This window comes from Actinoplanes sp. NPDC000266 (genome assembly GCF_042899005.1).
Lineage (GTDB): Bacteria > Actinomycetota > Actinomycetes > Mycobacteriales > Micromonosporaceae > Actinoplanes.
Window position 1 is genome coordinate 902,512 of sequence record NZ_JBIAZI010000001.1, and the last position, 14,011, is coordinate 916,522.

Consider the following 14,011-nt stretch of genomic DNA (forward strand, 5'->3'; position numbering starts at 1 on the left):
GGGCGCGGGCCCCGATCGCCGCCCCTGACGCGGTCAAGGGCTGACCAGCCCGGTGCGATACGCGTAGACGACCGCCTGCACACGGTCGCGCAGCGTGAGTTTGGTGAGGATCCGCGACACGTACGTCTTGACGGTCTCGGGCCCGATCGTCAGCCGGGTCGCGATCTCGCTGTTGGACAGCCCCTCGGCGATCAGCTTGAGCACCTCCCGCTCGCGCGGGGTGAGCTGCTTGGCCGCGGCCACGTCGTCCGGATCGGAGGGCCGCAGCCGCGACCCGTGCCGTCCGATCAGATGGCGGGTCATGGCCGGGTCGACCAGCGCCTCGCCCTGGGCCACCGTGTGCACGGCCGCGATCAGCTGTTCGGGCGAAGCGTCCTTGAGCAGGAAACCGCTGGCCCCCGCGCGCAGCGCCTGGAAGACGTACTCGTCGATGTTGAATGTCGTCACCACCAGCACCTTGACCGGATCGGCCACGTCCGGCCCGGCCAGCAGCCGGGTCGCCTCGATGCCGTCCATCACCGGCATCCGCACGTCCATCACCACCACGGCAGGCCGCAACCGCCGTGCGAGCTCGACGGCGGTCCTGCCGTCGGAGGCCTCGCCGACCACCGCCAGATCGGGCTGCGAGTCGAAGATGGTGGTGAACCCGGTACGGATGATGGCCTGGTCGTCGCAGACCACCACCTCGATCGTCATGGCGCTCCTTCGAGAGGCACGTGGGCCCGGACGGCGAACCCGCCACCCGGGCGCGGACCGGCGGTCATCTCGCCGCCGAACAGCTCGACCCGTTCGCGCAGCCCGGCCAGCCCGTGCCCGGACCCGCCACCGGCCCCACCGCTCGCCGCGCTCTCGGTGACGACGGTGACGGTCACCCCGTCGGGCTGGTAGTCGAGCTCGATGGCGGTGGGCTGCCCGGCCGCGTATTTCATGGCGTTGGTCAGCGCCTCCTGCACCACCCGGTAGGCGGCCAGCTCACGTCCCGCGCCCATGTCGGGCGCCGTGCCGTCCTCGACCAGGGTCACCGGTTGCCCGGCCGCCCGCGTCGACTCGACCAGCTCGCCCACCTGATCGAGCCCCGGCAGCCGGTCGCGCGGCGCCGGCCGTTCCGGATCGAGCACGCCGAGCAGGTCACGCAGCTCGGTGAGCGCCCGTTTCCCGGTGTCGCCGATCACTCGGAGGCTGTCAGCGGCCGGCCCGGGCCCGGCCACAAACCGGGTCGCGTTGGCCTGCACCACCATCGCCGTCACATGATGGGTGACGACGTCGTGCAGCTCGCGAGCGATGCGCGCCCGCTCGGCCGCCCGCGCCTGCTCCCGATCGAGGGCCCGTCGCCGGCGCACCACGGCCCCGCCCACCGCCGCCAGCGCGATGAGCGCGAAGAAGATGACATAGTCCTGCACCCGCGCCGCCGACCCGGCCGCGTGCAGCCCGGCGCACAACCCCGCATAGGCGACGACGGCGGCGGCTCCCACCTCGCGGCGGAAACGTTCCTGGTAGACCCCAGCGCTGTAGAGGGCGACCAGCAGAGCGGCCCCGGCGGCGCTCTGGTAGCCCCGCAGCTCCTGAACGGCGAATCCGAGCCCGACCACGCCCAGCACGGCCGCCGGCCATCGCCGCCGAGCGGCCAGCGGCACCGTCATGGCGACCGCGGCCACCACCGCCAGGACGTCGACGGGCCGGCGGGGCAGCTCGCCGAGCCGGGTGCCGGCCGCGGCCAGCGGCGGCACGAAGGCCAGCGCCAGCAGAAGAAGCCCGCCGGCCCCGTCGCGAACCCACGCCGGCCGCGCCCGCCACCAGTTCATCGCCGCAGAGTAGCGGTAGATCATTTCGCGTCCTCCGGGACAAAACAGGGACTCGGGACTCCGCTACAGCGGCCGGCCCACTCACGCTGAGTACCCGCCTGGCGCGCCGGGATAGCGGCACGAGAATTCTCATCTCCATATTTTAATCGGCGTGATCGTTTCTTTGCTGTCGATCTTCGGGGTGCGGGATAATGGTTCATGGCGCAGCTGGGGTTCTTTTCGAGGTCGGTTATTGCTTCGATGCGGGATTGGTCGGGGGTGCCGAGTCATTCGCCGGAGATGGTGGAGTTCCGGCGTGGTCAGGATGAGCGGCGGCGATGGGGTCTTAAACGGCGTCATGCGTTGAAGTTGTGTCGGTTGCATGGTTGTTCGCGGTTGTGCGGGGAGTTGGGCCTGCATGATTCGACCGAGCGGATACCGCCGTTGGTCTGGGATGAGGAGGTCAGCTGGGTGCGGCGTCCGTGTCGGCCCGTTGAGCAGGCGATGGCCGCTTCCGGCTCGGGCGGTGTGCCGCAGGCTGCGCCAGAGGGGCCGGTCGAGGCCGACCCGGTAGCTCAGGTGACCACCCGGGCTGAGCAGGCAGTTCGGGTGGAGCTGGTCGCGGAGGCCGAGCAAACAGTTCGGGTGGAGCTGGTCGCGGAGGCCGAGCAGGCAGTTCGGGTGGAGCTGGTCGCGGAGGCCGAGCAGGCAGTTCGGGTGGAGCTGGTCGCGGAGGCCGAGCAGGCAGTCCGGGGCGAGCTGGTCGCTGAGGCTCAGCAGGCGGCCCGGGTCGAGCTGGCCATCCGGGCTGAGCGAGCAGTTCTGGTGGAGCCAGCCGCCGAGACCGAGCAGATAGTCCGGCTCGAGCCGGCCGCCGAGGCCCAGCAGGCGGTCCGGTACGAGCCGGTCATCCGGGCCGAGCAGGCAGTCCGGGGCGAGCTGGTCGCTGAGGCCCGGCAGGCGGCCCGTGCCGAGCCGGCTATCCGTGCCGAGGTGGGTGTGCGGGCCGAGCCGACCGATGAGGCCGAGGCGGCAGCGTGGTTCGGATCCACGGTTCGGGCTGAGGTGGTGCGGGTTGATGCGGTGACGTCGAACCGGCCGGAGGGCCAGGCGGAGGTCGCCGCGCGGGCCGAATCCTCTGGGCTGGGTGGATTCTTCCGTGTCGCTCGTAGGTGTCGGTCGGGCCGTTCGAGATCGGACGGCTCGCATGGTTATAACGGTAGCGTGCAATTGTGGAAGCACACGTCCTGGAAATGGTAACGCGAAATGGCCGGGGCGATTTCTGCCGTGGGCTGAAGCGTGTCGCTGATGCTTCATTGATGGGTGCCCTTCGGGGAAAGAATGTGCGGGCGCCGGATCGTGGGGTGGCTCTTAGTGGTCCGCCGGCGCATGGCGGAAGTTGGCCGGGGTGAAGTGGGTTCGGCGCAGGAACAGGTAGGTCAGGATCAGGCCGGCCAAGATGGCGAAGACGCTCGCCTCCGGGCCGAACTCGCCGCCGCTGATGGCGGCTGGGCCGTGTGCTGTGCCGCGCAGCAGCCCGCCTACCGTGCCGTCGGAGCCGGATACTGTTGCGCCGAAGATGCCTGACTCGGCGAAGTTCCAGCCCAGGTGCAGGCCGATCGGCAGCCACAGTGAGCGGGTCAGCGCGTAGGCGGCGCCCAGCATCAGGCCGGCCTCGGCCGCGATGGCCAGTGCGCCCCAGATCGTGGCGTTCGGGTTCAGCAGATGCAGCGCGCCGAACAACAGGCCCGAGCCGGCCAGCGCCACCACCGTGCCGCCCCACCTCTCCAGCAGGCGGAACAGCACCCCGCGGAACAGCACCTCCTCGAGCACGGCGATGCCCGTCATCATCCCGAACGTGGCCACCATGTCGCCGACCGAGCCCCAGCCGGCGATCCGGTAACCGCCGAAGATCGCGATGACGCCGATGACCAGCGAGAACACGCCCACGCCGATCGTGAAGCCGCGCAGCGCCAGAGGCCGGGCCCGGGCCAGGGGCGGTTCCTCGTGTTCCAGGCGCCGCACCAGAAAGCGGTAGACCACCAGCACCAGGGCGGCCACCGCGAACCCGGTGAGCAGGCCGGTGAACCAGTGGCCGGCCGCCGCCGCGAGCAGCGGCGCCAGCAGCAGGTCGGCCACGACGAACGTGACGATCAGGATGAGTGCGTTTCTCCCGCGGAACTGAGGCATGGGAAGACGCTATGAAAACTGACCCCTGTCGATCGTCACCGTGTGGTGGGCAATCGGGGGTAGCTCTCACGGGGGATCAGGAGTTAATCTCAACGCGTGTTGATATTTTCGAAGTCCCGGCCCCTCGAGCCCGGCGACCGGTCTGCGCGACGGCGTGACGATCCACGTCGACGTCTTCCGGCCCGCCGGGGCGGAACAGGTGCCGGTCATCGTGGCCTGGAGCCCGTACGGCAAAGGCCAGGGCACCTCGGCCAGCGTGATGGGCGTCTTCGGCCTGGTCGGCCTGGACAACGCGATCGTCTCGGGGCTGGAGAAGTTCGAGGGGCCCGACCCGGCGTACTGGTGCGCCCGGGGTTATGCGATCTGTAATCCCGATGTCCGGGGCGTGGCCGACTCCGAGGGCGACAGCGTCCTGTGGGACCGCCAGGAGGGCCGCGACTGCCACGACCTCATCGAGTGGCTGGCCGTCCAGCCGTGGTGCACCGGCAAGGTCGCCATGAGCGGCACCTCCTATCTGGCCGTCGCCCAGTGGTTCACCGCGGCCGAGCAGCCACCGCACCTCGCCGCCATCAACCCGTGGGAGGGCGTCAGCGACGTCTACCGCGACCTGGTCCTGCGCGGCGGCATGCCGGACACCGGCTTCGCCCAGCAGCTCCGCGACGTCAGCTTCTGGGGCAAGAGCCGCAAGGAGGACATCCTCGCCGAGGCCGAGCAGCATCCGCTCATGGACGAGCTCTGGGCCGGGAAGATCCCCGATTTCGATCAAATTCAGGTTCCGGCGTACGTCGTCGCGAGTTACTCCAACACCCTGCACACCGCCGGCACGTTCCGCGCGTGGCGCCGGATGGCCTCCGAGCACAAATGGCTTCGCGTCCACAACAGCCAGGAATGGCCCGACTACTACGACGAGGCCAACGTCGAAGACCTGCGCCGGTTCTTCGACCACTTCCTCAAGGGCGAGGACAACGGATGGGAGCGGACGCCCCGCGTGCGCTACTCCGTCCTCGACCTGCGGGGCGGCGACGAGGTGAACGTCCCCGCCGACGAGTTCCCGCTGGCCGGGGCCGTCTCGACCAGGTACTACCTCGACGGCCGCACCCGCACCCTGGTCACCACGGCTCCGGCCGGGGCGGCCGAGGCGGCGTACGACATCGGCTCGAACCCGGACGACATGGACCTGTTCGTGCTGGTGCAGAAGCTCGACGCCTACGGGACGCCGTTGCAGCAGTTCACCGTGCCCAACCAGGGGGCGATGGCGCAGGACCTCACCGAGCGCGGCGCGTCGATCCTGCGCTACAAGGGCTCGGACGGCCGCCTGCGGGTCTCCCTGCGCCGGCTGGACGAGAAGCTGTCGACCGGTGACGTGCCCGCGCACACCTTCGACCGGGTCGAGAAGCTCTCACCGGGCGAGATCGTCGACGTCGAGATCGACCTGCTCCCGGTCGGCCTGGCCTTCCACCCCGGCGAGCAGATCCGCCTGGTCGTCAGCGGCCGCAGCCTGCTCGGCCCGATGATGCCCCGGCTGGCCGAATACGTCCCGGCCAACAGCGGGCGGCACGTCGTGCACACCGGCGGCGACCACGCCTCGTACCTTCAGCTGCCGGTCCTCGGCGCCAGAACCATCTGAATCGCCGGTGCGACCGCCTCGACGATCGATTCCCGGTCCTCGGCGACGAGGGCCGGGACCTGGATGACGCGGCGGCCGAGGACGACCCCGATGAGCATGGTCGACGCGATCCCGGCCCGTACGACCGCGGTCTGGTCGCCCGAAGCCTCCCACAGCCGCGCCTGGACGAACTCGCGCAGCTGTTCCGCCGCCCGCTCGTTCGTGATGGCCGAGCGCAGCATGGCCAGCAGCGGCTCCGAGTCGGCCGGATCGCCCTCCCACAGCTCCAGATAGGCCCTGGTCACCCGCTCACCGATGCCGTCGGCGGGCCCGCCGAACGCCGCGCCGAACCGGGCCAGCGCCTCCGGTGAGATCGACATCACCGCCGCGAACAGCTCCTCCTTGGACCCGAAGAACTGCATGACCAGCGCCGCGTCCACCCCGGCCTCGCCCGCGATCTTCCGGATGGTCGCCGCCGCATAGCCCTCACGAGCGAAGCAGGCACGCGCCGCGCCGAGCACCTTCTGCCGTGTCACGCTCGCACCGGGCCGGCGCCCCCGCTTCTTGCCCGCCTCGGCCACCATGGCGCGATCTTACCGATCGGCCGGTGCCCGCCCTTCCCGTCGTCGGAGCTGATCGGGGCGGCTGGGATACTTCACAGATCAGGACGGTTGTGACGGTAGGGGGATCGCGTGCCACAAGGTCCCCGGCGGCTCAGCTCGCACCGGCTGGCCCTCGCGGTGGCGCTCGTGTCGGCCGGGCCGCCGCTGGTCATCCACGAGGGCTGGGCCGGTGTGCCGGTCGCCGTGGCCGCGGCGGCGTACGCCGCCTATCTTGTGCTCGGAAAACGCTGGCCCCGTCTGCGCCGTCGCCGGCCGGAACAGCGTTGACCCGTACCCCAGGGTGCGGGTTTAAGGTCTCCGCGTGAGGGTCGGAGAGCTGGCGCGCCGCACCGGGACGACCGTGCGGGCCCTGCGCTACTACGAGGCGGCCGGGCTGGTCGTGCCGCGGCGGCTGAGCAACGGCTACCGGGAGTACGAGCCGGTGGCGGTGCGCCAGGTCGCCCAGATCCGCGAGCTCATGGCGCTGGGCCTGTCCGTCGAGGAGACCAGGCCGTTCATCGAGTCCATCGCGAACGGCGACGACGTCTGCGCGGCGGCCGTCGCGACCTTCCGCAGCACGGTGACAAGCCTTCAGAAGCGCATCGGCGAGCTGACCGCCCAGCGGGAGGCCCTCGACGCCCGCATCGACGAGGCGGCCCGCCTGGTCGTGACGGCCGCGCCGCCCCACACCGGGACCGACCTCGCCGGTAAACAGCTGCCCGAGCTGACCTTCTACGCCACCGACGGCCGCCTGGTCGATCTGCGCGCCCTCGGCCCCGGCCGCAGCGTGATCTTCGTCTACCCGCTGACCGGCCGCCCCGGCGTCGACCTCCCGCGCGGCCTGCTCGAGATCCACGGCGCCCGGGGCAGCACCGACCAGGCCATCTGGCTGCGCGACCACCACGCCGAGATCCTGGCCGCCGGCGCCGCGCGGGTCTACGGCCTCTCCGCGCAATCCACGGGCTACCAGCGTGAGCTCGTGCATCGGCTCCGTCTCCCGTACCCCCTGATCCCGGACCCGCGCCTCGGTCTGGCCGCCGCTCTCGGCCTGCCCACCCTCGCCGCCGGCGATCTGACCCTCTACGAGCGGCTGACCCTGGTCGTCACCGGCGATCGGGTGGAGCACGTCTTCCACCCGATTCCCGATCCGGCCTCACACGCGCTCGAGGTCATGCGCTGGCTCAATCGCGCTTGACCCGGACCCCGGGGTGCGGGTTTAGCGTTCGCCGCATGACGAGAACCATGAGCGGCGACGTCGATTACGAGACCCACGGCCGGGGGTACGCGGCCCAGCGGCGCCCCGACCGCAGGATCGCCGCGACCCTCCACGCGGCCATGGGCGACGCCCGGACGGTACTGAACGTCGGCGCGGGCGCCGGCTCCTACGAGCCCACCGACCGGTACGTGGTCGCGGTCGAGCCGTCGGCCCGGATGCGCGCTCAGCGCGGTCCCAACGTGCCCGCGGTGGACGCGGTGGCCGAGCACCTGCCGTTCGACGACGATTCGTTCGACGCGGTGATGGCCACCGTCACAGTCCACCAGTGGGCGGACACCGCGCGCGGCCTGGCCGAGCTGCGCCGTGTGGCCCGCGGCCCGGTGCTGGTGCTGACCTTCGACGGCGATGCCCTGGACCGGTTCTGGCTGGCGTCGTACGTGCCGGAGCTCATCGCCGCCGAACGCCGCCGCTATCCCGCCGTCGACGTCATCGCCCAGGCCATCGGCCCTCGCTCGGAGGTGCGCGAGGTGCCCGTGCCGATCGACTGCACCGACGGGTTCACCGAGGCCTTCTACGCCCGACCGTCGGCCTTCCTCGACCCGAAGGTGCGAGCCGCCCAGTCCGCTTGGGGCTTCGTCGACCCGGCGGTGACGGACCGAGCGGTCGAACGCCTGCGAGCCGACCTCGATTCGGGAGCGTGGGACGAGACGTACGGCCATTGGCGCACCCAGCCGCAGTTCGAAGGTTCCCTGCGTCTCATCGTGGGCTCATGAGGGACTACCTGCGGGCGCTGCCCGTCTTCGCGGGGGAGTTGCCGACTTTCGACCCGTCATCGGCGCCTTGCTCGCCATCGGAGTTGTTCACGGAGTGGCTCAGGGCAGCGGTCGAGGCCGGCGTCCGCGAGCCGCACGCCATGACCCTGTCGACGGCCGGCGCCAACGCCCGGATCCTGATCCTCAAGAACGTCGACGAGCACGGCTGGCAGTTCGCCGCGCACGCGGCCAGCCCCAAGGGCCAGGAGCTGGCCCGGGACCCGCGCGCCGCGCTCACGTTCTACTGGTCGCCGCTGGGCCGCCAGATCCGGGTGCGCGGCCCCGTACACCCGTGCCCACCGGAGGAGAGCGCGGCCGATTTCCTGGCCCGGCCACCGGGCTCGCGGGCCGAGGCCTCGCTGGGCCGCCAGAGCCAGCCATTGGCCGATCGAGCCACCCTCGACGCCGCCCTGCGAGAGGCCCGGCAGCGGATCGACGGTTACGTGGAGCCGCAGTGGACGCTCTACACGCTGGCCCCTGACCAGGTCGAGTTCTGGCAGGCCGACGAGGAGCGCAAACACACCCGCCTCCGCTACACCCGGACACCTTCAGGCTGGTCCCGCGGGTTGCTCTGGCCCTGACTAGAGCCGCTGCCGGAAACGCTTGGGGTTCGGCAGCTCGTCCGGAAGGACCTCGATCTCGGCGGGAAGTTCGAACCCCAGCTGTCGCACGCGCAGGACAGCCTGCCCGATCGACCAGGAGTTGTCGTTGACGCCCGGTGTCAGGACGCCGGGGTCGATTTGCGGCTCCCGAATGGTGAACCGCGGGGTCTTGGCGGCAGAGTGCCTGACGAATCCGAGATCCTCCTCGGTCACCTCGATGTCCGGCCAGCTGCTTTCCGGGACCTGGAAACCAAGCTCGATCAGCCGCTCCGCCACCCGGAGAAGCGGACGCCGTAGGGTCTCGGCGGCCTCGAACACGTGCCGGATCGGAACCGGCTTGTCGGGGTCGAGCCAAGGCTTCTGCCGGTCCAGGTCACGAGAGAGCAGCTCCTGGTCGTCGCCGCTGATGGGGGTGTCCGGCCAGATACGGTCGGGCACCGACATGCCCAACTCGGTCAACCGAGCTGCCACCGCCCGGGTGGGCCAGCGCATCACGGCGGTGGCCGTGAACAACTGGTGGGCGGTCACCTCGTGGGTTGGTTCCAGCCAGGGCGCCCGGCCATCCACGTTCACCGACAGCAGACGGTGATCGTCGTCAGTCAGCGGGATGTCCGGGCGGGCGTCCGCGGCGACGCTCAGGCCCAGCTCCCCGAGTCGTTCCGTCACCCGTGACGCCGGCCAACCCAGCGCCGCGGCGGCCACAGCCACGTACGCCCTGGGCGCCGGCTGCGGAATGAGCGAAGGTCTCGTGGCGTCCGTGACCCGGGACAGAAGCCGGACGTCGTCCTCGGAGAGATCGACGTCCGGCCAGGGGAAGTGGTCCACCGGCAGGCCCAGCGCCGCCAGGCGTTCGGCTGTCCACTTCCAGGTCCGTCCGAGCTTCGAGGCGGCGGTCAGGATGTGCGAGTCCGAAACGGGCAGCGACGCGTCGAGCCAGGGTGCGATGCCGTCAAGATCCTGAGAAACGAGCACCCGATCGTCGGTCGTGACGGTCACGTCCTTCCACGCGGCATCGTCCGTCAAGAAGCCGAGTTCATCGATCCGGCCGGCCACCGTCCTCGGGGACACCCCGAGCCTGGAGGCGACGGCGAGCACATGACCAGCCGGAACCGGCCAAGCCGGCGAGAGCCACGAGTTCTCGTCTTCCGGGTCGGCGTACAGCAGGGCGCGGTCTTCGTCGCTGATGACGTCGTCCGGCCAGTCGGTGCCGGCGATCGGCAGGCCGAGCACGGCCAGCCGCTTCGCGGTGTCCCTCGGCGACCACCTCAGCCTCGCGGCGGCCAACAGCACGTGCTCGGTGGAGACCTGCTGAGAGTGCGGCAGCCAAGGAGTCTGGCCGTCAAAGTCACGAGTGATCAGCCGGTGGTCCTCGTCGCTGATGAGGTCGTCCGGCCAATCGGCGCCGGCGACCGAGAGGCCGAGAACGGCGAGCCGGTCGGCGACGCGCCGGGGCGACCAGTTCAGTGCCACGGCGGCGGCCAGCACGTTCTCGCCCGTCACCTCCTGCGAGCGAGCCAGCCAGGGCTCCTGGCGATCCGCACGGAGAGACAGAAGTGTGCGGTCGCTTTCCAGGTCGGCCGGCCGGAGTGTTTCCGCCTGTCCGGCCACCGGCAGGCCGAGGTCGGTCAATCGCTGCACCACGTGGGCGGGAGACCACCGGAGGACAACGGTGGCCACGACCACGTGGGCGGCGGAGACCGGTTCGGAGGGGTCGAGCCAAGGCGCTTTGCCGTCGAGATCTCTCGACAGGAGTCGGACGTCGTCACCGCTCACCGGAACAGCCGGCCAGGGAAACTCGGTGACCTCCAGGCCCAGGTCGATCAGACGTTCCGCGGTCCGATGGGGCGACCAGCCCATCGCCGCGCCCGCCCTCATGACGTGCTCGACAGGCACCGGCTCGGACAGGACTAACCAGGGGGCTTTCCCATCTACCTCGATCGACAGTAGGAATGCGTCCGATGGCCGTGCCAGCGGTGTGGCAGGTGGCTGCACGGTGAGCCGTACGCCGGGAACGCATTCGGCTCGCAGGTATCGGTAGAGCCGCCACGCGGCCAGCGAAAGGTAGGCGCCTTGAGTGAAGTTTCGTTCGAAAGATGTCAAATAGGACATTTCCTCCTCATCTAAATGAAAAATCGAGTCATCGGGCGGAAAGACACCGACCCGAGCTGTCTCGACGGTGACGCTGCCTTCCGCGGCGACGAGAGTCGAACCGCTGTCGATCATCAGGTCGGCCATCTCGTCGGCCATGACGAGATCCTCTGCCGCCACTCTTCTGATCCAGCTCAGTCTGAGCAGCCGACCCTCCTCGGCGAACAAGTCGGGTAGCGCGGAGCGGAGCAATCCCCTGATGTGGTCACGGTTCATCGACAGGATGCGGCGGCGGTCCACCGTCAGCCTCGGAACCATCGGGCCCACGAGGTTGACGACGTACCCGAAGGAGGCCTCGCCGGCCCACAGCCCGTCAGCGAGGATTCCGCCGCGACCGGAGCACCACCAGACGTGCGGGGCGGTGGAGGGCAGAACCCGATCCACGATTTTATTTGAGTCGTTGACGAAGTCGTCATCGTCGGCCGGGCTGCCGCCGCGGACCAGCGCGTGCGGGGACAGCACTCCCGGCTGCCAGTCGAAGCTGGTCGCGCCGTCCGAGGCCGTCACCGGGAACTCGGCGACCCAGAGAAGGTTGGACAACAGTGCCGTGCAGGACACCGAGACGTCCGGTCGCAGGTAGACGCGGATGGTCGTGCCCGACTCCGCGCCCTCGCCGGCCGTGCGGATCCGGCACAACGAGCCCGGCCCGTCGATCTCGACCTGCAAACGGGACGCGATGGTTCCGTCACGGGAGAACCGGGCCGTCGACACCTCGATCTCGTCGCCCAGCATGAAGTAGCTCAGGACGCCGATGCCGAACCGGCTGTTCGGGTAGAAGTCGATTTCCTCCTTGGCCCAGGTGGCCTGTTCCTCCAGGAACTCGGGCAGGTCGGCGAACCTCGCGCCGGCGTTCGAGAAGACGCTGCTCAGCTCCCGCTCGGACATGCCGATGCCGTTGTCCTGGCACTCCAGCCACATCCGGCCGTCCTCGTCCACGCCCTGGGTGAGGGTGATCCGGCCCTCCCACTCGGCCGTCCATCGTCCCTGCTTCCGCAGGTGCAGGGTTCTGGCCCGGCGGTAGCGGCAGGCGTCCAGCGCGTTCTGGTACAGCTCACGGATGGCCAGCGCCGGATCGCCGTACAACTGCTCGCCCATCAGCAGTTCCTGGACCCGGTCGTCGTCCAGGCGGAAGCGGAAACCCACCATGTCGTAACGCGGCAGGCCGTCCGGTCCCGGCAGGGGGCGCAGGCCGTCCGCCGCCACGTGTGTGGGCAGGTCTCGCAAGGCCTCCAACGTGCGGTCGGACTCGGCCGCCGTGTCGATGCGGCGCAGCACCTCGGCGATGCCGTTCGTGTGCTCGGCCAGCGCCAGCTGCACCGACTGGTGTGGGCAGTCCGCCTCCAGCACCCTCGTGCGGCCGCGGGCCGACCATCGGGCCCGCTGAACCGCTCGCAGCACCTCGCCCGGTTCCACGCCGTCGTGCAGGCCGATGTGGTCGGTCACGATGCTCGGCAGGGACGTCACGTCGATCGTGAACTCCTCGGCCACCAGCAGGATCAGCGCGAGGAGCCGGTTCCGTACGGTCTGCTCGTCCGGCGAGCCGCCGGCCACCGTCTGAGCGCCGGCCGGGATGTCGGTCGCCTGGTCGCCGGAGGCCGCGTCCTCGGGATCGCTGCGCAGCGCCCGCAGCAGGCGGGACAGCCGGTCGGCGGAGATCACTTCACGCAGCAGGAGCGCGGCCGCGCTGTCCGGCGGATCGAGCGGGCTCAGCAGGACGCCCGCGACCGCCTCGGTCCGGTACAGCTGCGGTCGCTGGGCGAGCCACCGGTGATAGGCCGCCCATCGGACGGCACTGGCGTGCGCGTGGTCGCCGCTCGCGTCGAGACGGCGCAACCTCCGCAGGATGCGGCGCCGCCCCTCGACGTACCGCGCGAACTCCGCATCTTGATCTTTCGCCGGATCGGGCGTGTCCAGCACCGAGCGGGATGCGACGGCCGCCGACGCGCGGTGCAGTTGCTGCGCGAACGGCAGCAGGACCAGCAGCGCGGCCTCGGCCGGACTCAGCGGCGGCTTGTCGCCCTCGGCCAGCTTTCCGGGGTTGAGCACGTGCTTGACGATCCAGGACAGCCGATCCTGCATCCGGATGGCGAGCTCCTCGTCCCACCACGGGTCGTCGCCGAGCGATGCCTGCAGCTGCCGGTACTCCCGCGACCAGGTCTCGGCGCAGTCGGCCGTGGCGTCGCGCATCGCGGCGGCCGACTCGGGGAGCGCCGGATTGTCGGGCACCGAACGGACCAGATCCCAGACGGCGTGACTCTTGGCGCGGTCGGCCCAGCCCGGCGCGCCCCGGGACGCCGCCACGTGCCCGGGCCGGTCCACGAGCACCAGGCGGGCGCATTGGTCACCGTCGCCGTCCAGGTGCGGCTTCTGCAGTGGTACGCCGAGTTCGGCGCTCATGGTCTCCAGACGTACCCGGGTCGCCTCGCGGACCGCGCTCAGCGTTCCCGCCACCGAAGGGTCCGTCAGCGCTCGGCTGAAAGCCCGCGTGAACAGGCTGAACGTCCCGTCGGGGGTGTCCTTCCAATGCGCGAGCTCGCCGCTGGAACAGGCATAGAGATAGGCGATCGTACGGTCGGCGGACCGCGCCCGCTGCTGCTGGCTCCAGCGGTGCACGTAGCTGTAGCCGCTCTTCTCGCGGAGCCGTACGCCCTCACGGCAGGCGTCGACCACCACCAGCACGTCGCCGCACCGGCTGTCCTCGATGTGCCCGTTGAACTCGATCTCCAGGCAACGCTCAGTGAACTTCCGGCTCGTCGTGTCCGCGCTCGACGGCAAGAGGTAGTCGTTGCCGTCGCGGTGGATGCCGTGGCCGCTCAGGAAGATCAGCAGTTGCTGGCCTGGCTCGGCCCGGCGGCAGAACTGTTCGATCGCCGTGTCGATCCGGTCCCGGTCGCCGTGCTGCGGTGGGTGCCGGTCGACCTGGTAGCCGATCGAGGTCAGCGCCTTGTCCAGATCGTCCAGGTCGTCGGCGATGAAGGGCAGCGAGTCGATCGAGGTGTCGTCGTACTCGGCCACACCGATGAGCAGGGCGCGCCGTGGTTGCCGGGGCACGGC

At 70.3% G+C, this 14,011-nt stretch carries 11 protein-coding genes; 6 read left to right on the forward strand and 5 right to left on the reverse strand.

Annotation, left to right across the window (positions count from 1 at the left end; genetic code table 11):
- Positions 1-33: 33 nt before the first annotated feature.
- Both ACFY36_RS03680 and ACFY36_RS03685 read right to left on the reverse strand, forming a co-directional pair.
- Positions 34-696, reverse strand: a complete 663-nt coding sequence (locus ACFY36_RS03680; protein ID WP_499744326.1) for a response regulator — start codon at positions 694-696, stop codon at positions 34-36.
- Positions 693-1,826 (reverse strand): sensor histidine kinase, encoded by a 1,134-nt coding sequence (locus ACFY36_RS03685; protein ID WP_499744327.1) that lies wholly within the window; start codon positions 1,824-1,826, stop codon positions 693-695. Before ACFY36_RS03685 ends, ACFY36_RS03680 begins: the two co-directional genes overlap by 4 nt.
- Positions 1,827-2,000: 174 nt before the next feature.
- Between ACFY36_RS03685 and ACFY36_RS03690 the strand changes: the two genes are divergently transcribed.
- Positions 2,001-3,041, forward strand: a complete 1,041-nt coding sequence (locus ACFY36_RS03690; RefSeq protein WP_499744328.1) for a hypothetical protein — start codon at positions 2,001-2,003, stop codon at positions 3,039-3,041.
- A gap of 111 nt (positions 3,042-3,152) precedes the next feature.
- Here the strand turns inward: ACFY36_RS03690 and ACFY36_RS03695 are convergent, their stop codons facing one another.
- Positions 3,153-3,971, reverse strand: a complete 819-nt coding sequence (locus ACFY36_RS03695; RefSeq protein WP_499744329.1) for a CPBP family intramembrane glutamic endopeptidase — start codon at positions 3,969-3,971, stop codon at positions 3,153-3,155.
- A gap of 154 nt (positions 3,972-4,125) precedes the next feature.
- On the opposite strand from ACFY36_RS03695, the gene ACFY36_RS03700 reads away from it, so the two are divergent.
- Positions 4,126-5,598 carry a CocE/NonD family hydrolase gene (locus ACFY36_RS03700; protein WP_499744330.1) on the forward strand — a complete coding sequence of 491 codons (1,473 nt, stop codon included), beginning with the start codon at positions 4,126-4,128 and terminating at the stop codon, positions 5,596-5,598.
- On the opposite strand, the gene ACFY36_RS03705 is transcribed toward ACFY36_RS03700, so the two are convergent.
- The gene (locus tag ACFY36_RS03705; RefSeq protein WP_499744331.1) at positions 5,565-6,161 is read right to left on the reverse strand and encodes a TetR/AcrR family transcriptional regulator; all 597 of its coding nucleotides are present in this window, start codon (positions 6,159-6,161) and stop codon (positions 5,565-5,567) included. The genes ACFY36_RS03700 and ACFY36_RS03705 overlap by 34 nt on opposite strands.
- A 108-nt stretch (positions 6,162-6,269) precedes the next feature.
- On the opposite strand from ACFY36_RS03705, the gene ACFY36_RS03710 reads away from it, so the two are divergent.
- From ACFY36_RS03710 to ACFY36_RS03725, 4 genes are read left to right on the forward strand one after another with little or no spacing between them, the layout of a single operon-like run.
- Complete coding sequence (locus tag ACFY36_RS03710) at positions 6,270-6,467, forward strand: hypothetical protein (RefSeq protein WP_499744332.1); 198 nt, start codon at positions 6,270-6,272, stop codon at positions 6,465-6,467.
- A 34-nt stretch (positions 6,468-6,501) separates the two neighbouring features.
- Positions 6,502-7,374 carry a MerR family transcriptional regulator gene (locus tag ACFY36_RS03715; RefSeq protein WP_499744333.1) on the forward strand — a complete coding sequence of 291 codons (873 nt, stop codon included), beginning with the start codon at positions 6,502-6,504 and terminating at the stop codon, positions 7,372-7,374.
- A 35-nt stretch (positions 7,375-7,409) separates the two neighbouring features.
- On the forward strand, positions 7,410-8,168 hold the full coding sequence (locus ACFY36_RS03720; protein ID WP_499744334.1) for a class I SAM-dependent methyltransferase: 759 nt from the start codon (positions 7,410-7,412) through the stop codon (positions 8,166-8,168).
- Positions 8,165-8,788, forward strand: coding sequence for a pyridoxine/pyridoxamine 5'-phosphate oxidase (locus ACFY36_RS03725; protein WP_499744335.1), 624 nt, complete (start codon positions 8,165-8,167; stop codon positions 8,786-8,788). Before ACFY36_RS03720 ends, ACFY36_RS03725 begins: the two co-directional genes overlap by 4 nt.
- Here ACFY36_RS03725 and ACFY36_RS03730 read toward each other — a convergent pair whose 3' ends face one another.
- The gene (locus ACFY36_RS03730) at positions 8,789-14,008 is read right to left on the reverse strand and encodes a wHTH domain-containing protein (protein ID WP_499744336.1); all 5,220 of its coding nucleotides are present in this window, start codon (positions 14,006-14,008) and stop codon (positions 8,789-8,791) included. It abuts the gene before it with no gap.
- Positions 14,009-14,011 lie beyond the last annotated feature (3 nt).